The sequence below is a fragment of the Thalassospira profundimaris WP0211 genome (assembly GCF_000300275.1).
GTDB lineage: Bacteria > Pseudomonadota > Alphaproteobacteria > Rhodospirillales > Thalassospiraceae > Thalassospira > Thalassospira profundimaris.
Map to the genome: position 1 here is coordinate 209,077 of NZ_AMRN01000003.1, position 19,125 is coordinate 228,201.

Genomic DNA, 19,125 nt, shown 5'->3' on the forward strand with positions numbered 1-19,125 from the left:
CTGGGGAATGTTAGCGGCGCTGTTTGTATGTTGCAAGGCAGCATGGGCTAAAACGAGAAAATATCTTTATTTTCTCGGGCATAATTTGAGCTACGGTATAGGGTGCCTTGCACTGCAGGTAGGGTCTGGCCCTATCTTTATGCCGCGATGCGGCATTATTCGCGGTGATAGGGATGGTTGGTCTGAATGGCGTGGGCGCGAAACAGCTGTTCGGCAATCAGGGCACGGACCAGCATATGGGGCCATGTGGCCTTGCCCAGCGACCAAAGCGTATTGGCGCGTGATTTCAGGGCTGCGCCATGGCCGTCCGCCCCGCCAATGGCAAAGGCGACATTGCCGGCATATTGATCCATCCAGCCTTCAAGCTTTTGCGAAAATTCGATCGATCCATATTCCTTGCCGCGCTCATCGAGCGCGATCAGGAAGGCATTTTCCGGAATGACACCAAGCAGAAGCTCTGCTTCACGGTCTTTAAGCTGATTGGGCGGGAGTTTCTTTTTTTCTTCGACTTCGCGCAGTACAAAAGGCCAGCGCAGTCGGGCGGCGTAATGGTCAAAAAGATCTTTCTCGGGGCCGGCTTTCATCCGTCCCACCGCAGCAAGGGTGATTTGCATGTCGTCGATCCAGACCGTTACGCAAGATATCTGTTTGGCGCCGTTACCCGCCTTGGGCAGGCGCCAAACAGCGCGGGCTGTTAGTACAGCCGCGCTGCCTGCTGTTTCAGAGCCGGGTTTTCAACGCCCCACATCTCTTCGATGTTGTAAAAGGCACGAACTTCCGGACGGAAAAGATGAACGATGACGTCGCCCGTATCGACCAGAACCCAGTCACCCTGTTCCTTGCCTTCGGCCAATGCACGGCCCTGACCGGCATCCTTGATGGCTTCGACAAGGTGTTCAGCCATGGATGCGACCCGGCGCGATGACGAGCCGGTTGCGATGATCATGTGATCGGCAAGGGAGGTTTTATCGGTCAGATCAATGGTAACAAGGTCTTCGGCCTTGTCATCTTCGAGCGTTCTCTGGATCAGCGAAAGCATTTCGCCGGAGGTCAGAGTCTGTTTTGCGGTACCTATGGTCGCCACCTTAATGTTTCGCGCGAAGGCCGGACTTCACCAGCCAAATACATCGCTGCGATGCTTACACCTGCCATCTGCCTTCGGCGCGAATTGCGGTCGAAGAGGCCGGATGGCGCTTGATTGGCAGGTATACCCAGGCCGGAACATCCAGATCGGCCAGCAAACCCGCCCTGTCCATGGGAATGCGCCAGCGTTCCATACGGCGCGCGGCGGTCCCGGACAATGCCTTGTTAGAATACCCTTCACGGTCGAGAACCGCAATGGGAGCACGTAAAATCAACCTTTCCCACCATTTCCATTTATGGAACTGGGCCAGGTTGTCTGCTCCCATCAGCCAAACGAACTTTGTTCGGGTAAAACGGCGTTGCAAGGCTGCAAGAGTGTCGGCCGTATAACGGGTTCCAAGCTCGGTTTCAATTGCAGAAACAACAATGCGGGGATGCTTTGCCATCATCAGTGCCGAATCAAAGCGGTCGGCAAGGTCCGCCATGCCGGTCGATGACTTAAGCGGGTTTTGCGGCGACACCAGCCACCAGACCGCATCAAGCTGTAGGCGTTTCAACGCTTCGAGCGATATGTGAAGGTGACCTTCATGGGCGGGATTGAACGACCCGCCCAACAGGCCGACCCGTGGTGGGGCCGCATGTGATCTGGGGGCAGATGACGTCATGGACGGGTCTGACCGTTACCACGAACAATGTATTTATAGCTGGTCAGCTGTTCGACTCCGACCGGGCCACGTGCATGCAGCTTGCCGGTCGAAATGCCGATCTCGGCCCCCATGCCAAATTCGCCACCATCTGCAAACTGGGTCGATGCGTTGACGATGACGATCCCGGAATCCACCCCGTTGAGGAAGGTGGCCGTTGCGGTGGCGTTTTCGGCAACAATCGCATCGGTATGGTGCGATCCAAACGTGTTGATGTGATCAACCGCCTCTTGCACGCCCGACACAACCTTGATTGATACAATCGCATCAAGATATTCGGTGACCCAATCGTCGGCCGTGGCCGGTTTGATGCGGCCATCAATCGCCTGTGCGGTTTCATCCCCGCGAAGTTCACAGCCCTTTGCAACCAGTGCTTCGGAAATGCGGGGCAACAGACGCCCGGCAACTGAACTGTCGATCAGGATGGTTTCCGTCGCACCGCAAATCCCGACACGGCGCATCTTGGCATTCACAACAATGTCGACTGCCTTTTGCGGATCGGCACTGGCATGGACATAAGTGTGGCAAAGCCCTTCCAGATGTTTGAACAGCGGAATGCGGCTTTCATCCGTGATGCGTGAAATCAGCGACTTGCCCCCGCGCGGGACGATGACATCAATGTAATCCGACAGTTTCAGCATTTCGCCAACTGCGGCACGATCCGTTACCGGGATCATTTGAAGGGCATTTTCGGGAAGGCCCGCTTCACGGATGCCAGCCACCATGCAGTCAAAAATCGCACGGGATGAGTGGAAGCTTTCAGACCCACCACGCAGGATGGCGGCATTGCCCGACTTGATGCACATGGCACCGGCATCGGCCGTCACGTTCGGGCGGCTTTCATAGATGATGCCAATCACGCCAAGCGGGACAGATACGCGCGCGATATCAAGGCCGTTATGTTCCGGGCTCCAGCGCGCCAGCTCACGACCGACGGGATCGGGCAGCTCGGCAACGGCCTCAATACCCGTGGCAATGCCTTCGATGCGATCAGAATCCAGTGCCAAACGGTCCAGCAAGGCTGCCGTCAGGCCCTTGGCGCGACCGGCTTCCATGTCCTTTGCGTTGGCGGCAAGGATGGTATCTGCGTTTTCGCGCAGTTTGGCGGCTGCGGCCTTAAGGGCGGCTTCCTTTGGCTCGGCCGGGACCTGTGCGAGTTCGAGTGCCGCCTTGCGGGCTTTGATTCCCATATCGCGCATCAGTGCTGCGATATCCTGGCTTTCGATACTGGCAAGCGCCGTCATGGTCCTGGTTCCGTTCCTGTCATTCTGGCCAGTGCAAAACGCACTTGGCCAATTGTTCTGAGATTTTATCAACAAATTGGCAAAATAGACATCAAACCGGCTATCTGCAATGTCCTTGAATGGACAAAGCGCGCTGAATGCTTGCCAAATAGTGCGTGGCGGTCCATCTGTTGATGACACAAAGAGATGACATGCCGTGCACATACCGCAATGCTGCCCGGTTGCTGATTGGGGATAAGATTTTGAAAAATATGGGTTCCGATCAACCGACTGCGCGTGCAGAGTTCGGCGTCGTGAAGACGTTCCTGCCCTATTTGTGGCCGCGCGGGGAGTTTGAGCTCAAGGTACGTGTTGTTCTGGCTCTGCTGTTTCTGGTCGGGGCCAAGGTGGCAAACGTCTATATTCCGGTGCTGTACAAATACGCCGTCGATGCCCTTGGCGGTGGTGACAAGGCCGGTGATGCGGCGGCAAACGCCGCCCAGTCGGGATCAACAGATACCACAGCCCTGATTGTCGTGCCGGTGGCATTGATCGTCGGCTATGGTCTTGTGCGGATTCTGGTTTCGGCCTTTGGCGAGATGCGCGATGCGGTCTTTGCCAAGGTGGCCCAACGTGCCATTCGCAGATCCGCGCTCAGCGTTTTTGAACATTTGCATGGATTATCACTGCGGTTCCATCTGGATCGTCAGATGGGCGGGCTTTCACGTGCGATTGAACGCGGGGTGAAGGGCATTGAATTTCTTTTGTCCTTCATGCTGTTCAACATCCTGCCGACCTTGCTTGAGATCTTCATGGTCTCGATCATCCTGTGGGCGCTTTATGATGTCTGGTTTGCGCTGATCACCTTTACCACCATCGTGATTTATATCGTCTTCACGCTGGTGGTGACCGAATGGCGTATGAAGTTCCGTCGCGAAATGAACAAGCGCGATGACGAGGCCAACACCAAGGCCATCGACAGTCTGATCAACTACGAAACCGTCAAATATTTCAACAACGAAGCCCATGAATCAACCCGCTATGACAAGGCGCTACGGGGCTATGAAGTTGCCGCTGTGCAGTCGCAAGTCTCGCTTTCCAAGCTCAATGTCGGGCAGGGCGCGATCATTGCCGTCGGCCTTGTTCTGAACATGCTGCTTGCCGCCCAGGGGGTGAAGGATGGCAGCATGACGGTCGGTGACTTCGTTCTGGTGAACACCTATTTGCTGCAGCTTTACATGCCGCTCAACTTCCTTGGGTTTGTCTATCGCCAGATCAAGCAGTCGCTGACCGATATGGAACGTATGTTCTCGCTTCTGGATGTCGAAAAGGAAGTTGAAGACAAGGCGGGTGCCAAAAGCCTTGCCTGTGATGCGGCAACCGTCCGGTTTGAAGACGTGCATTTCTCCTACAACCCGGATCGCAAGATCCTTAAGGGGGTCAGTTTTGAAGTGCCGGCGGGCAAAACCGTTGCCGTGGTCGGGCCAAGCGGGGCGGGCAAATCGACCCTGACGCGGCTGATGTTCAGGTTTTATGATGTGTCAGGTGGCAAGATCACGATTGATGGTCAGGATATCCGTGACGTCACGCAAAACTCGCTTCGTCGCGAAATTGGCATCGTGCCGCAGGATACCGTCCTGTTTAACGATACCATTGCCTATAACATTTCCTATGGCCGTCCCGGTTCGGAACAGGTCGAGATCGAAAATGTCGCCAAGCTTGCCAGCATCGACGGATTTATCGCAGGCCTTCCCGAAGGTTTCAAAACCATGGTCGGCGAACGTGGCCTGAAACTTTCGGGCGGTGAAAAGCAACGCGTGTCGATTGCGCGCATGTTGCTCAAACGTCCGAAAATCATGATCTTTGACGAAGCCACGTCCGCCCTTGATACCCGCACCGAAAAGGATATCCAGCAGGCGCTTCGTGAAGTGTCGCGCGGGCATACCACCCTGATTATCGCGCACCGACTGTCCACCGTGATTGACGCCGATGAAATCATCGTGCTGCGCGATGGGCAGGTGGCCGAACGTGGCCGCCATCAGGAATTGCTTGATCGTGATGGCCTGTATGCCGAGATGTGGGCCCAGCAACAGGAAATCCGCCAGGCCGAGGAAATCCTTGCCCACGCGGGTGAAATTCCGGGCTGATTTTTCTGCGGGCAGATTTGAAACTGTGGTTTCGGGCGGTTGCCTAAGGCAATGGCCCGAATACCGCGGTGCTATCAAGCAACCAAAGTGCCGTGCTGATGGTGATAAAGGACAGCGATGTGGCTGCCATCAGGGATGCCGCGCCCATTGCTTCGTGCCCGTAGCGCTGACAATAGATCGGGTAGACGCTAAACATCGGGGCACAGGCATAACCGACAGCAGCGATCTTCATCACCGGATCAAGATCGGGGACAAGTCCCAGCAAAAGGAAAATGATCAACGGGTGCAGCACAAGTTTGCCAAACACGATGCGCGCCATGTCAAACCGCAAACCGCGCAGTTTGAGCCCAACAAGCCCGCCACCGATGACAAACAGCGCCACTGGCCCAGAGGCCGATGCCAGCATATCAATCACCGAAAAGATCGGACCGGGCAACGTGATCCCGGAGATCGAAATGCTCATCCCGATCACAATGGCGACAATGATTGGATTGCGTGCAAGCCGGGTAAAGGTCTTGCGCAGAATTTGCCAACGACTGGTGCCCTCAGCCTCGGCACTATCGCCCAGGATCAGGGTCAGTGGCGTGATCACCAGATTTTCGATGATAAAGCAAAGTGCCAGTGCAATACCCGCCGTCGGACCAAGCAGCTGCAGAACAATCGGATAGCCAATAAAGCCGCTGTTGGACATCGACATGCCCATACCCTGCAGGGCGGCATTCTGTTGGCTTTTCTTGGCGATCAATCGGGCAAAGAAATAGCCCAGCGCGAACACGATCAAGGACCCGCTGCCATATGCCGCCAGATAGTTGGTGTCGAACACCTTATTGATGTCATGGGCAATCAACGTGCGGATCAAAAGGCACGGCAAGGCAAAGTTGATCACAAATGCCCCCATGCCACGTGCGACCGTTTGCGCAACGATGTTGCGATAGACAGCGATATAGCCAATGGCGATGATCAGGAATATCGGCAATGTAACGGCAAGGATATCAAGCATCTGGGCCAGAGGCTTTCATTGTGGTAAGGCCTTCATCAGCTAGCCCCCTATTGGCCTAAGGTCAAGAAACAGAATGATTTCAAAAAAGAACCATACGGTAATGGATTGGCCAGAAGGACTGGATGGCAATAGCTTTTCCGGGGTGACCCGGCTTGCGAATGCGTCTCCACGTGGCGCACGCGCGGCCGAAATTCTTGACCGTCACCGGCTACTTGATTGTTTGGCGGTGTATGAGCCCGAGGTTGTCGGGACCTTGCCGCTTGCGATTGATACGCCGGATTCTGACATTGATATCCTGTGCAACGCCCCTGATTTGACGGCGTTCTCTGAACTCTCAGACCGGGTGTTTGGTCATTTTGACGGTTATCGTCTTCACAAGCGTCCTGCAACCCGCCATGTCGCGGCAGCATCGGTTGTCCGATTTGAGTGTGACGGACTGCCTGTCGAAATCTTTGCCACCGATTGTCCGACACGCTCGCAATACGGTTTTGTCCATATGCTGGTCGAGGCGAGGATACTATGTGTGATGGGCGATGAATTTGCCCGCGAGGTCAGGGCGCTGAAGCAGTCAGGCATCAAGACCGAACCGGCCTTTGCCAGACTTCTGGGATTGTCCGGCGACCCGTATATTGAACTGGCTGAACTTGTCAGCCTTTCGCCACCACAGCTTTGCCAACTACTTGGTGTTGGTGGAAACTAGGTGTTCTCAGTCACCGGATCACCGACGGTCATTGTGCCACCCGTGATCACGCGACAGGTCACACCACCCCGCCAGTCTGGTCTCAAAGCTTCTTGCAGTCCCATGGCAACCGCATCCATGCGATTGCACGGGTCTGTTTCGCCGGTAATTTCAAACACCACGTCACCGATTGAGAGTTTGCTGCCTTTGCTGCGTGGCAAGGCAATCCCGCGGACAAAAAGGTTAGCGCGGCGTTCGGTCCAGTGAATGTCATCGCGGCCAATTTCATGGCATGCCGTCTGCCAGTCTTCTTCGGCAAGAATGGTGACCTGACGTCGGCGCTGCTTGCCGCGAAAATCCCCTTCGATGCCCAGCTCGGTTGTTACTGAAACACTTTCAAGGCTTTCCATCGGGGCACGCGGGCGTGCCTTGCGCGCGATACCTACAAGTTCGGCTTTATCGACCATTCAGGTTTTCCATTGACCGGAGATCACCCAACGACCTGCAAAGTTTTCCGGCACCAGAATGGTCTGGCGCGGCGTGCCACTTTCATCAAGATCAGGGTAATCGGTGGTGTAATGCAGCCCACGGCTTTCGCGCCGCCACAGGGCAGATTGAATGATCAGCTTGGCAACGACAGACAGGTTACGCAGTTCGAGAAGGTCATTGGTGACACGGAAATTGCCGTAATATTCATCGATTTCCGATAACAGCAAATCAACACGGTGCTGAGCGCGTTGCATGCGCTTGGTTGTGCGGACAATGCCGACAAAGTCCCACATCACGTTGCGCAGCTGTTCCCAGTTATGGGCAACAATGACTTCTTCGTCGGAATCCGTGATGCCGGTTTCATCCCAGTCCGGGATCGGTTTGAAAAGATCCTCGACCGGCAGGGCTTCGATAATGTCCTTTGCCGCGGCCTCGCCAAACACAAGGCATTCCAGAAGCGAGTTCGATGCCAGGCGGTTCGCACCATGCAAACCGGTGCCGGCACATTCACCGATGGCATAAAGCCCGGTCAGATCGGTGCGCCCGCGCAAATCGGTCAGAACCCCGCCGCAGGTATAATGGGCCGCCGGAACAACCGGGATCGGTTGCTGGGTCATGTCAATGCCGTAGCTCAGGCAATTTTCATAGATGGTCGGGAAGTGTTCCTTGATGAAATCTGCCCCCTTGTGGGTGATGTCAAGGTAAACACAATCCGCACCCAGACGTTTGAGTTCATGGTCAATCGCGCGTGCAACGATATCACGCGGGGCCAGTTCGCCACGTTCATCAAACCGGTCCATGAAGCGTGTGCCATCAGGCAGCAAAAGCTTGCCGCCTTCACCACGTACGGCTTCGGAAATCAGGAAGGATTTGGCTTGCGGATGATACAGGCACGTCGGATGGAACTGGCTGAATTCCATGTTCATCACGCGACAACCCGCACGCCATGCCATGGCAATACCATCGCCCGTTGACCCGTCCGGGTTTGAGGTGAACCGGTAAACCTTACTCGCCCCGCCGGTGGCAAGGATCACGGTGCGCGCATTGAATGACTTGACCTTTCCGGTACCAAGATCAAGCGCATAGGCCCCGATGCAACGGCGGCCTTCACCACCGAACTTGCGATCGGTCACCAGATCAATCGCCAAATAGTTTTCAAAAACATCAATGTTTGGATGATTGACCGCCTGCCCCTGAAGCGTCGTCTGGACCGCACGCCCGGTGGCATCCGCAGCGTGCACAATGCGCCGGTGGCTATGGCCGCCTTCGCGGGTCAGGTGGAACGGCTGATTGTTATCCCCGTTGGGGTCGCGGGTCAGTTGAATGCCAAGTTCATCAAGCCAGGCAATCGCCTTTGGCGCATTGGTGGCGACGAATTCGACGGTTTCGCGTTTGCAAAGGTCGGCCCCTGCAACCAGCGTATCGCGAACGTGGTTTTCGATGCTGTCGGCGGCATCAAGCACGGCGGCAATGCCGCCTTGCGCCCAGTTGGTCGATCCATCGTCGATCTTTCCCTTGGAAAGAACGGCGACTTTTACATGTGGGGCAAGTTTGAGTGCCGTGGACAAACCGGCAGCACCACTGCCGATAATAAGCACATCATACTGGAAAGAATTTTCGGACATTTTTTCCCATCGCTTTCGGGCGGTGCCAGATGGCGGAAACTGGCGCGGTGGCGTCAACATCGGGCTCCGAACAGAGGCGCAGAATAGGACTGCTTTTAGCCAATCTCAAACATATTTGTCTGAAATGGTGTGATGATTTCTGTCTGCCTGTGTCAGATTTATTGCGCGTTGCTTGCAAATGGCCGCCAACCAGACAGATTAAGAAGGACCACCCAACACCAACCAGGGGAGTTTGCTGTGGGCAATTCTGCGCACAAGGAGACGGTTTATCGCGGTGGATGTCATTGCGGCGATGTCCGTTATGAAGTTCATGGGCCGGTTGACGATGCGGTGATGTGTCACTGCGAACTGTGTCGCAAGCTGCACGGACATGTCAGCTCTTATGCCCGCTTTGACCGCCATCATCTGAAACTGGCTAAGGATGAAGGGCTGCGCTGGTATCGCATGTCCGATAAAACCGATCGCGGATTTTGCAATGAATGCGGCACTGCCCTGTTTTGGCGCCCTGTGCGCAACGACAATATGGCACTGATGCCCGGAACTCTCGATGATACAAAGGGTATGACCACAGTCGGGCAGATTTATTGCGCGGATAAAGGCGATTATTATCCGCTTGATCCGGCAATTCCCCAACATGATCACTCAGACAAGGCCGACAATGCTGCCGTTGCCGATCAATCCTGATCGGTAACGCCGGGCACCTTCATCCAGGTCAGTTCGTGCTTGTTGTTATACAAATGCACGACCTTTGATCCTGGGATATCGGCAAACTGGGTGATTGCGGAATAGTCCGTATCGCCCTGCAATTTGATGGTGCAGATGAAATTGGTCGCCATCCCGGCATCCATCCACTGATTGACCAGCGTAAAAAGGCGATCCGGATAGCAAATGACGTCCGAGCAAAGCCAATCAATATAGCCGATTTCTTCCGGGTTCAGGCCAAAGGCACTTTCCTGACGGAAATCCACACGCGGCAGATTGGCGATCTTGGCATCAAGACGCGCCTTGTCGATGGAAATCACATCGGTGCCGAATTCATGCAAAACCCAAGTCCAGCCGCCCGGGCTTCCGCCCAGATCCATGGTGCGATCACCGGCCTGCGGATAGGCCCCAAGACGCGTGAAGGCTTCCCAAAGTTTAAGGTAGGCACGGTTCGGCGGGGTGACCTTGTCTTCTTCAAACTCGACCTCGCCGTTTTTCCACGGGCTGGAACAATCGGCCGATGCAATGATAGTATCGGGATCAATCAGCGTCCATGACCCAAGCGGTGCGGTCGGGGCCGGTTCACCAAATACCTGACGTTTTGCCGATACATGGGGCAGATGCCCTTCGATCAGTTTGGCGCGCGAAAAATGGTCGAACTTGAACAGGGCCCAGTTGCGCTGATTGAATTTCAGGATTTTGGACGCACCCTTGATCGACGGGATGGCAATGCGCACCGGATTGCGCCAGACATTCTGCGCCCAGAATACGCGCCGTTCCGGACCGGGGGCGAACATCAACCGGTCATGGCGTTCAATGACGTCGCCAAGTTCGGCTTCAAGTTGATCCTCAAAGCCGACAGGGGCGAGGTAGCCGGTGGCATCCATCGGCTCAATCACGGCATCAACGCCGTCCGGGGTATCGAATGTCTGTGTGTTTTCCATCATGGGCCTGCTTTTACGCCGTTTTGACCCAATAAAAAAGCGGGAAAGCTGCATGACAGCTTTCCCGCCTGTGATTGTCGAGAAGTAAGACGACAGATCAGAATTTGTCAGCCTGAACCAGACCGTCGATCAGGATAACCTTGGTCGGATCGCCCTTGATGCCAAAGTCATTGTCGTTGATCATCGCAAGTGCGCCGTCGCCCATGATCGCAAGACCTTCAAGTTTGTTCGGTGCTTCCGGGTAGTCCACGCTGTCAAAACGAAGCGTCTTGGAAACCGGGGTGAGATTGATGCTGCCAAGATCGTTTTGCTGTTCCAAAGTCGGGCTGGTCGACATGTCATCCCAGCGGGTGGCAAGGATGTTGGTTGCACCTTTAAGTTCGACTTCATGCAGCTTCGTGGTCTTGTCAGTACGTTCAAGCACCAGAAGACGGTCATTGCCAAGGGCGAGAACTTCGGAAATACGCGGTGCGTTCTGTTTCTTGGACGGGTCGTTGCGGAAGCTTTGCGGGTCATCCAGCTGATAGATATATTCGCCGCTCAGTTTGGACGCTGCGCGATCATAAACGAACAGACGGGTGTTCTTGGCCGCCTTGTAGGCATCGGCATTCGGATTGGCCAGTGGGTTCTGAACCATGAAGTAAAGCTTGGTTTCGTCTGGTGATACGGCCATCGATTCAATGCCGCGGTTGGTCTGGCGTTTGACCAGAATGGCCGGAAGACCACCGGTGACTTTATAAGCCGAACCTTCGAAATCCTTTTCCGAACCGGCCGGAACGATACGTTCGATAACGGTGCCGTCCGCCGACGCATGCAGGATCGACGGGCCGTTTTCTTCACCAATCCAGTAAGACCCGTCAGATAAACGAATAATGCCTTCGGCATCGATCGAGGACACCGACTGTTCAAGCGGATTGCCATTGGCATCGACCGGCTTTTCGGTTTTGGCGACGGTCAGCTTGTTGGTCAGGCCGGTCAAAGGCACACCATTCTGATCCTTAAGCGTAATGACGTCCTTGACGTCAAAGCTGCCATCGTCATTCAGGAAGATGGTGTAGATCGAAGGCGAGTAATCCGGGGTCGGATAAACGCGGACTTTCTGCCCCTTGCAGACCTGATCGGCCGAAACGCCAAGGACGGTTTCAACATCGCCACAGACAAAGTTCGGGCCACGGTCAGAAACGGCATAGAACATGTTGGCCGGATCGCCTGGGCGGCGGTATGCGCCGGAACCAAAGCCGACGGTAAGCGCGCGTGCCTTGCCTCCGTCAACCATGACGGTTGAAAGGTTGTTGATCGCACTTTTGGTTTCAAAAACCTTGGCTTCGCCTGCCATGGCAGAACCCGCCATCAGCATGGCGGTAACACCGAAAAGACCGGCTGCAAACGTCCGTTTCATCACTGGGAATTCCCCGAAAAATTTCACAAAAACACCTAAGCTCAAGCCCGCAATGTTCGGGCGAACTGTGTTCCTGTTCACATTAAGGGTTCTGTGTGACAGTTTGTTTGCACTTGAGCGTCGCTTTGATGAAACAAATCAGACGCTTGGCCAGGTTTGGAATGTACTACTTCCAGAAATCCTCGCGCCGGACCGTGAAGGTTTCCGAAACGCTGGCATATTCTTGGTAGCCAAGCCGTGCGAGCGGTTCAAACAGGGTGATATCGACCATGCCATCGCGAATGATGTCATCATCAATATGCAGGCCCACAACGGTTCCAATCACCATCGCGCATGGGCGTTCCGGATTGGCGCTTGGCAGATCGACAATCTGGAACACTTCGCATTCCATATGGATCGGCACGCCCTTGATCAAGTGCGGTTTGACGCATTTAGCCGGCAGCTTTTCCAGCCCGGCATATTCAAACTCATCTTCGCCCGGCGGCAACGGGGCGGAGGAAAAATTAAGTTCTTTCAGCATCGCCTTCGGCGCAACGCCAACAACGAACTCGCCGGTATCGCGCGCATTGCGCAAACTGTCGACCGACCCGCCCGACGAAAACATTACCATCGGCGGATTGCCATGCACCGCATTGAAAAAGGAATAAGGCGCAAGGTTGGCCCGGCCTTCTTTATCGAGTGTCGATACCCAGCCAATCGGACGCGGCGCCACACAGGCCTTGAACGGATCATGTGGAAGATTGTGGGCGGTTTTTCCGGGCTCGTAAAACATCGGGACGTCCGTTTTTGGTTGGCGGTGTCTTTTATCCGACTGCAAAAAGCAATCAGATCACTTGATCATGCGTCATATTTTATTGTCCCGGCGCGTATTCGTGTTCGCGTACATGATCCGGGCGGTCTGCCAGATGCAGTCGTGTCTGCGCCATTGGCGTTTCGGCGATGATCTTGCCCCGGCGAATAACGAACAGGCGGTTGGCGCGCATGCGGATGGCCTCGATGGTGTCACGGGCCTGAAGGATGACGAAGTCCGCTTTGTTGCCGACTTCGATCCCGTAACCTTCAAGGCCAAGGATCTTGGCTGGTTGGGTGGTGACCGCGTCAAAGCAGGCACGGATATCCTCACGCGAAGTCATCTGCGCCACATGCATCCCCATGGAGGCGACTTCAAGCATGTCGCCCGACCCCATCGAGTACCAGGGGTCCATGACGCAATCATGCCCGAAGGCGACCGTGAGACCCGCATTGCGCAGTTCCGGTACACGGGTCATACCGCGACGTTTGGGATAGGTATCGTGGCGGCCCTGCAGGGTAATGTTGATCAGCGGGTTGGCGATGGCGGAAACCTCTGCCTCGGCCATCAGGGCGATCAGCTTGGAGACATAATAGTTATCCATCGAATGCATCGATGTCAGGTGCGATCCCGCCACCCGACCATTAAGCCCAAGGCGCTGGGTTTCATAGGTCAGCATTTCGATATGCCGTGACAGCGGGTCATCCGACTCATCGCAATGCATATCGACCATAAGGCCACGGTCGGCTGCCATCTGGCAGAGTTCCGAAATGCTTTGCGCACCATCGGCCATCGTGCGTTCGAAATGCGGAATGCCACCGACCACATCGACCCCCTTATCAAGAGCGCGAATGACATTGCTCTTGGCCGTCGGGCTGCGCAGATAGCCATCCTGCGGGAACGCAACAAGCTGCAGGTCGATATAGGGTGCGACCTGTTTCTTGACTTCAAGCAACGCATCGACAGCAAGCAGGCGATAATCACAAACGTCGACATGGGTGCGGATTGCAAGCAGGCCTTTTGACACCGCCAGATCGCAATATTTCAGCGCGCGTTCAATGACCGCTTCGGGGGTCAGGAGGGGTTTGAGCTCCCCCCAAAGCGCGATGCCTTCAAGCAACGTACCCGACTCATTCATGCGCGGCAGACCCAGTGACAGAGTCGCATCCATATGGAAGTGGCTGTCGACAAAGGGAGGGCTGACCAGCATGCCGCCGCAATCAAGCTCCTCGACCGCCGGAACATCAATATGACTGGCGATCTCGACAATCTTGCCATTCTGACAGGCAATATCGACACCGGTCTGGCCGTTAGCGATATTGGCATTTTTCAGGATCAGATCGGGTTGCATGATGTCATCCTTGGTCTGGTGGTGGCAGTCACAAATGGTATGCGTGGCTTAACGCTGTCCCTTGAACCATGGCACAAGAAGCGCCTTGGGGTAATCGGCTTTACGGGCAACAACAATAAGCGCAATGATCGACAGGATATAGGGCATCATCAGGAAGACCTGCGAGGGCAGGAATGCACCGACTTCTGTCTGAAGGCGGACCTGAAACGCGTCAAATGCACCAAACAGCAACGCCCCGATCAAGGCCTTGCCCGGTCGCCAGCTGGCAAACACGGTCAACGCAATACAGACCCAGCCACGGCCGTTGATCATGCCAAAGAAGAACGCATCAAAGGCCGACATGGTCAGGAACGCCCCGCCCAGTGCCATTAGTGATGAGCCAACCACGACCGCACCAATGCGAAGGCCATAAACCGAAAGTCCCTGTGCCTCAACCGAAGAAGGGTTGTCACCAACCGCCCGGATCGCAAGGCCCAGCGGGGTGCGATACAAAACCCAACCCGTCACAAATACCAACACAAGGGCCAGCATCGTCATCGCCGTTTGCGAAAACAGCGCCTGTCCAATGAAGGGCAGGTCGGACAGGAACGGAATATCAAGCGGACGGAATGGCTCGATCCGTGGCGGGGACGAAACATCGGGTAATGCCGTGCGATAGGTGAAATAAGACAGGCTGGTGGCAAGCAGTGTCACGCCAATCCCTGACACATGCTGGCTCAGCCCCAAGGGTACCGTCAGGATCGCATGGATCAGGCCAAAGAATGCCCCGGCAAGGGCGGCAACCAATACGCCACCCCAAAGCCCGGCACCAAGCCAAACGGCCATCCAGCCCGCCATGGCACCGGCGGTAAAGATGCCCTCGATCCCGAGGTTAAGCACACCGGCGCGTTCGCAAATCAGTGCGCCCAGAACGCCAAATATCAATGGGGTCGCGATGCGAATGGCGGCTTCCCAGAAGCTGGCGGCAAGAAGAATATCAATGATTTCCATGGTCTTTTCCCTCGCCCCTAGCCGTGCACCGATTTGCGATCAAAATGAACTTTAAATCGGGTCAAGAACCCGCCGATCAAAACGCACAGCAACGCCATGGCAACAATCAGATCCGCCAGATAGCTTGAAACGCCAATTGCACGGCTCATGGAATCTGCACCGACAAAAACGGATGCCACGAACAAGGCCGATGCAATCACCCCGATGGGCGACAGACGGGCGAGCATCGCCACAACGATCCCGGCATAGCCATAGCCCGGCGACAGATCGGTTGCCAGATACCCACGTGTACCCGCCACTTCCGATACCCCGGCCAGACCCGCCAGACCGCCCGAAAGGGCCGCAACCAGGATCATGGTTTTGGTTACCGAAATGCCGGAGAATTTGGCAGCCGCGGCATTTTCCCCAACCGCCCGAATTTCAAAGCCCCAGATCGTGCGTTTGACGAAAATCGCCAAGGCAACGGCGGAGACCAGTGCGATGATCAAGCCGATATGCACCCGCATGCGTTCCAGAAGTGCCGGGAAAGCGGCACTGTCAATGACCGGTTCGGATTGCGGCCAGCCCATCGACATCGGGTCTTTAAGCGCCCCTTCCAGCATCATCTGCACGAACAACAACACGATGAAGTTCAAAAGAAGGGTGGTGACGACCTCGTCCACACCAAGGCGGGTCTTCAAAAGCGTGGGCCCGATCAGCATCAACGCACCGGCAGCCATGCCAGCAATAATCACAACCGGGATCATCACCCAGCTTGGCCCGTCAATCACACCCGAACCAACGGCAACGGCGGCCATGGCCCCCATGTAAAGCTGGCCTTCGGCACCGATATTCCAAAGCTTGGCCCGGAATGCGATGGCGGCGGCAAGCCCTGTCAGGATCAGCGGCGTTGCACGTGTCAGCATTTCCGAGGTCGAGAAGACCGAGCCAAAGGCACCACTGATCATAAGGCCATAGGCCTCAATAATCGGGGCACCGGCAAGAGCGAGCGGAATGGCGGCCAGAAGAATGGCAATCGTTGCCGCCAAAACCGGCACACCATAGACAAGAAGCGGGCCGGGATTGCTGCGTGGTTCAAAGCGGATCATGCCGTTTCTCCCGGTTTGGTGGTCGTTGTGCCATCGGGGGCATGCGGGGCGGCTTTTTGTCCGGCCATCATCAGGCCAAGTTCGGACCGATCAATGCTATCGGTTGGCATGGCAGGGGTTATATGCCCGGCATGGATCACCGCGATCTGATCGGAAATGGTCAGAAGTTCATCCAGGTCCTCGGAAATCAGAATGATTGCCGCCCCACTCTCACGGGCTTCCAGCAAGCGACGATGGACTTCGGATTGCGCACCGACATCAAGGCCACGCGATGGTTGGTTGGCAAGGATCAGCTTGGGTGATTTTTCCAGAACACGCGCCAGGATCAGTTTCTGTATGTTTCCACCTGATAAAAGGCGTGCCGGGGCATCAGGACCCGGGCAGCGCACATCATAATCGGCAATCGCATGTTCAGCACGTTTGCGGATGGCCTCAAAATCAAGGAAGCCGAGTTTCTGGTATTCCGCGCTTCGAACATCCTCAATCGCGATGTTTTCAGCCACCGTCATCGATCCGACCATGCCATCGTGATGGCGGTCTTCGGGGATGCGTGCGATGCCGTTCTGCGCGAAAGTGTGGGCATCAAACTTGGTGACTTTTTCGCCAAATATTTCGACTGTGCCGCTATCGGGTTTGTCGAGCCCGGCGATGAGCTGTGCGAGCGCCGCCTGCCCATTGCCCGATACCCCGGCGATGCCAAGGATTTCACCTTCACGGGCGGTGACGTTCACCCCATGCAGGGACCGGCGGGAATCTCCGCGATCAATGGTCACATCGGCAAGGGTGATGACGGGCTTTCCGGGCGCGCGCGGTGTACGGCGGCTGGCGGGAACTTCGCGACCGACCATCAGTTCGGCGATGGATTTATGGTTCGCGTCGCTGGTTTTCAGTTCGCCAACCTTGGCCCCGCCGCGCAGAACCGCAATCCGGTGCGATACGGCAAGAACCTCGGCCAGCTTGTGGGCGATGATGATCACCGCAAGGCCGGTTGCGGCAAGTTTGCGCAGGATGGCAAACAGGCTGTCGGCTTCTTGTGGGGTCAGAACGGCGGTGGGTTCATCAAGAACCAGAAGCCGTGCATTGCGGTAAAGCGCCTTGAGGATTTCCACACGCTGCTTTTCGCCCACAGTCAATTTGTAAACCGGCTGATCGAGATCGACATTAAGCCCCGATCCGGCCATCAGTTCACCAAGCTTTGCGCGGGCAGAGCTGCGATCACGACGGAGCCTGAAAATCGGTTCGGTCCCAAGGACGATGTTATCAAGACCGGTCAGGTTTTCGGCCAATGTGAAATGCTGGTGAACCATGCCGATCCCGGCATCAAGGGCTGCCTGCGGGGCGCCCGGTTCAAGCTGTTCAAGGTTACCATCGCGACCGGCAACCGTAACGGTGCCTTCATCTGCGACATAGTGACCGAACAGAATATTCATCAAGGTGGTTTTACCCGCACCGTTTTCACCAAGAAGGGCAACGATTTCGCCCTTGTGAACGGTCAGGTCGATGGCGTCATTGGCAACCAGTGAGCCAAATCTTTTGGTGACACCTGCCAGCGACAGCAGCAGGTCTTGCGACGTTTCGGATGGTGTGTGCGCAGCAGATGACATTCGGGTAATCCGTTTTGTTTTTATGCGTCACGCTGTGGGGCAGTGGGCGGCTTTGTGGTGGGTATTATGTCGTAAATGACAAAGGGCAGTTCGATTGTTTAACCGAACTGCCCAGTGATTTCAGCGAAATCTTACATTGATGATTTCGGTTCTTCGTCGTTTACGTCGACCGTGAAGGACCCATCAAGGATTTCAGCCTGTTTGGCTTCGACTTCTTCAACCGTGCCGTCCGGCAGCAGGGCCGGATCGAGAACGACAGAACCACCGCCATATTCCATGTAGCTGAACTTGCCGTAATCTTCGGCCTCGAATTCACCGGCTTTGACCGCCTCAATCGCGTGGTCAATGGTGGCTTCCATGTGCCAAAGCGCGGAGCCGAGAATGGTGCCCGGGTAATCCGCCGCCGTGTCGATCACGTTACCAACGGCCAGAATACCGCGTTCCTTGGCAGCATCGGAAACACCAAAGCGTTCGGCATACATGATGTCCGCACCGCTATCGATCATGGCAAAGGCTGCTTCTTTGGCCTTGGGCGGGTCATACCAGCTGTTGATGAAGGTCACCATGAATTCGACATCCGGATTGACCGATTTGGCACCTGCCATGAAGGCATGCATCAGACGGTTCACTTCCGGGATGGCAAAACCGCCAACCATGCCGATCTTGTTGGTTTCGGTCGCCTTACCAGCCGCCATGCCGACAAGGTAGCTCGGCTCGTGGATGAAGTTATCAAAGACCGAGAAGTTTTCCCCATCCGGTGCAAAGCTTGACCCCATCAGGAACGCGGTTTCCGGATAGTCGGCTGCAACCTTGCGCGCAGCACGTTCAACGCCGAACACTTCACCAACGATCAGGTCAGAACCGTTTTCGGCATATTCGCGCATGACGCGCTCATAGTCGGTGTTGGCGACGTTTTCGGAAAATTCATAAGAAATGTCGCCGCGTTCTTCGGCAGCATTAAGCGCCTTGTGAATGCGCGATACCCACTGCTGTTCGACCGGAACAGTGTAGATTGCCGAAACCTTGAGCGGATCGGCGGCCTCGGCCGGTGCGCCAAAGCCAAACGATACGACTGCGGCTGCGCCAGCGATGGCCGACAGCATGGCACGACGCGATAGGCGGAAAGTACCAGACTTCATTTTTGTCCCCCTGCGGATTTATTGCCGTTATGCGAAACTCAACCTTTTGCATAGATTGTGGGCAGATTGTATACGCGATCACAAAAGAGGCAAAGCACCTTCTGTCCAAATGGTCAGTTTTCCACTCTTTGGTGTAAGTATTTGGGAATGCACGGGGTTTGGGGTGAA

General features: G+C 55.5%; 18 protein-coding genes. 3 read left to right on the top strand and 15 right to left on the bottom strand.

Annotation, left to right across the window (positions count from 1 at the left end; translation table 11 throughout):
• Positions 1 to 155 precede the first annotated feature (155 nt).
• From rlmH to TH2_RS07715, 4 genes are all read right to left on the bottom strand, one after another.
• The gene (gene rlmH / locus TH2_RS07700; protein ID WP_008889850.1) at positions 156 to 614 is read right to left on the bottom strand and encodes a 23S rRNA (pseudouridine(1915)-N(3))-methyltransferase RlmH; all 459 of its coding nucleotides are present in this window, start codon (positions 612 to 614) and stop codon (positions 156 to 158) included.
• Between the two features lie 80 nt (positions 615 to 694).
• Positions 695 to 1,084 (bottom strand): ribosome silencing factor, encoded by a 390-nt coding sequence (gene rsfS / locus TH2_RS07705; RefSeq protein WP_051007601.1) that lies wholly within the window; start codon positions 1,082 to 1,084, stop codon positions 695 to 697.
• Positions 1,085 to 1,139: 55 nt separating this feature from the next.
• Positions 1,140 to 1,748: a nicotinate-nucleotide adenylyltransferase gene (locus tag TH2_RS07710; RefSeq protein ID WP_040823073.1), complete on the bottom strand. Its 609-nt coding sequence runs from the start codon at positions 1,746 to 1,748 to the stop codon at positions 1,140 to 1,142.
• Positions 1,745 to 3,031: a glutamate-5-semialdehyde dehydrogenase gene (locus TH2_RS07715; RefSeq protein ID WP_008889853.1), complete on the bottom strand. Its 1,287-nt coding sequence runs from the start codon at positions 3,029 to 3,031 to the stop codon at positions 1,745 to 1,747. Before TH2_RS07715 ends, TH2_RS07710 begins: the two co-directional genes overlap by 4 nt.
• Before the next feature lie 251 nt (positions 3,032 to 3,282).
• Between TH2_RS07715 and TH2_RS07720 the strand changes: the two genes are divergently transcribed.
• Entirely contained in the window at positions 3,283 to 5,157 is a 1,875-nt protein-coding gene (locus TH2_RS07720) for an ABCB family ABC transporter ATP-binding protein/permease (protein WP_040823212.1), read from the top strand.
• Between the two features lie 43 nt (positions 5,158 to 5,200).
• Here the strand turns inward: TH2_RS07720 and TH2_RS07725 are convergent, their stop codons facing one another.
• The gene (locus TH2_RS07725) at positions 5,201 to 6,157 is read right to left on the bottom strand and encodes an AEC family transporter (RefSeq protein ID WP_008889855.1); all 957 of its coding nucleotides are present in this window, start codon (positions 6,155 to 6,157) and stop codon (positions 5,201 to 5,203) included.
• Between the two features lie 100 nt (positions 6,158 to 6,257).
• Between TH2_RS07725 and TH2_RS07730 the strand changes: the two genes are divergently transcribed.
• Positions 6,258 to 6,857 (top strand): DUF4269 domain-containing protein, encoded by a 600-nt coding sequence (locus tag TH2_RS07730; RefSeq protein WP_008889856.1) that lies wholly within the window; start codon positions 6,258 to 6,260, stop codon positions 6,855 to 6,857.
• Here the strand turns inward: TH2_RS07730 and TH2_RS07735 are convergent.
• Positions 6,854 to 7,303 (bottom strand): MOSC domain-containing protein, encoded by a 450-nt coding sequence (locus TH2_RS07735; protein WP_008889857.1) that lies wholly within the window; start codon positions 7,301 to 7,303, stop codon positions 6,854 to 6,856. The genes TH2_RS07730 and TH2_RS07735 overlap by 4 nt on opposite strands.
• Positions 7,304 to 8,950, bottom strand: coding sequence for an L-aspartate oxidase (nadB, locus tag TH2_RS07740; protein WP_051007609.1), 1,647 nt, complete (start codon positions 8,948 to 8,950; stop codon positions 7,304 to 7,306).
• 237 nt (positions 8,951 to 9,187) lie between these two features.
• Between nadB and TH2_RS07745 the strand changes: the two genes are divergently transcribed.
• On the top strand, positions 9,188 to 9,634 hold the full coding sequence (locus TH2_RS07745) for a GFA family protein (protein ID WP_008889859.1): 447 nt from the start codon (positions 9,188 to 9,190) through the stop codon (positions 9,632 to 9,634).
• On the opposite strand, the gene TH2_RS07750 is transcribed toward TH2_RS07745, so the two are convergent.
• From TH2_RS07750 to TH2_RS07785, 8 genes are all read right to left on the bottom strand, one after another.
• Positions 9,625 to 10,599, bottom strand: coding sequence for an SAM-dependent methyltransferase (locus TH2_RS07750; protein ID WP_338010101.1), 975 nt, complete (start codon positions 10,597 to 10,599; stop codon positions 9,625 to 9,627). The two genes, TH2_RS07745 and TH2_RS07750, sit on opposite strands and share 10 nt — an antisense overlap.
• Positions 10,600 to 10,693: 94 nt before the next feature.
• Positions 10,694 to 11,995 carry an esterase-like activity of phytase family protein gene (locus TH2_RS07755; protein ID WP_008889861.1) on the bottom strand — a complete coding sequence of 434 codons (1,302 nt, stop codon included), beginning with the start codon at positions 11,993 to 11,995 and terminating at the stop codon, positions 10,694 to 10,696.
• A 166-nt stretch (positions 11,996 to 12,161) separates the two neighbouring features.
• Positions 12,162 to 12,767: a flavin reductase family protein gene (locus TH2_RS07760; protein WP_008889862.1), complete on the bottom strand. Its 606-nt coding sequence runs from the start codon at positions 12,765 to 12,767 to the stop codon at positions 12,162 to 12,164.
• A gap of 79 nt (positions 12,768 to 12,846) precedes the next feature.
• Entirely contained in the window at positions 12,847 to 14,136 is a 1,290-nt protein-coding gene (locus TH2_RS07765; RefSeq protein ID WP_008889863.1) for an amidohydrolase family protein, read from the bottom strand.
• A gap of 48 nt (positions 14,137 to 14,184) precedes the next feature.
• Positions 14,185 to 15,126 (bottom strand): ABC transporter permease, encoded by a 942-nt coding sequence (locus TH2_RS07770; protein WP_008889864.1) that lies wholly within the window; start codon positions 15,124 to 15,126, stop codon positions 14,185 to 14,187.
• A gap of 17 nt (positions 15,127 to 15,143) precedes the next feature.
• Positions 15,144 to 16,214, bottom strand: a complete 1,071-nt coding sequence (locus tag TH2_RS07775) for an ABC transporter permease (RefSeq protein ID WP_008889865.1) — start codon at positions 16,212 to 16,214, stop codon at positions 15,144 to 15,146.
• A complete protein-coding gene (locus TH2_RS07780) occupies positions 16,211 to 17,818 on the bottom strand; it encodes an ABC transporter ATP-binding protein (protein WP_008889866.1) in 1,608 nt (535 codons plus the stop codon). Before TH2_RS07780 ends, TH2_RS07775 begins: the two co-directional genes overlap by 4 nt.
• 131 nt (positions 17,819 to 17,949) lie before the next feature.
• Positions 17,950 to 18,957, bottom strand: coding sequence for a BMP family protein (locus tag TH2_RS07785; protein WP_008889867.1), 1,008 nt, complete (start codon positions 18,955 to 18,957; stop codon positions 17,950 to 17,952).
• Between the last annotated feature and the right edge of the window lie 168 nt (positions 18,958 to 19,125).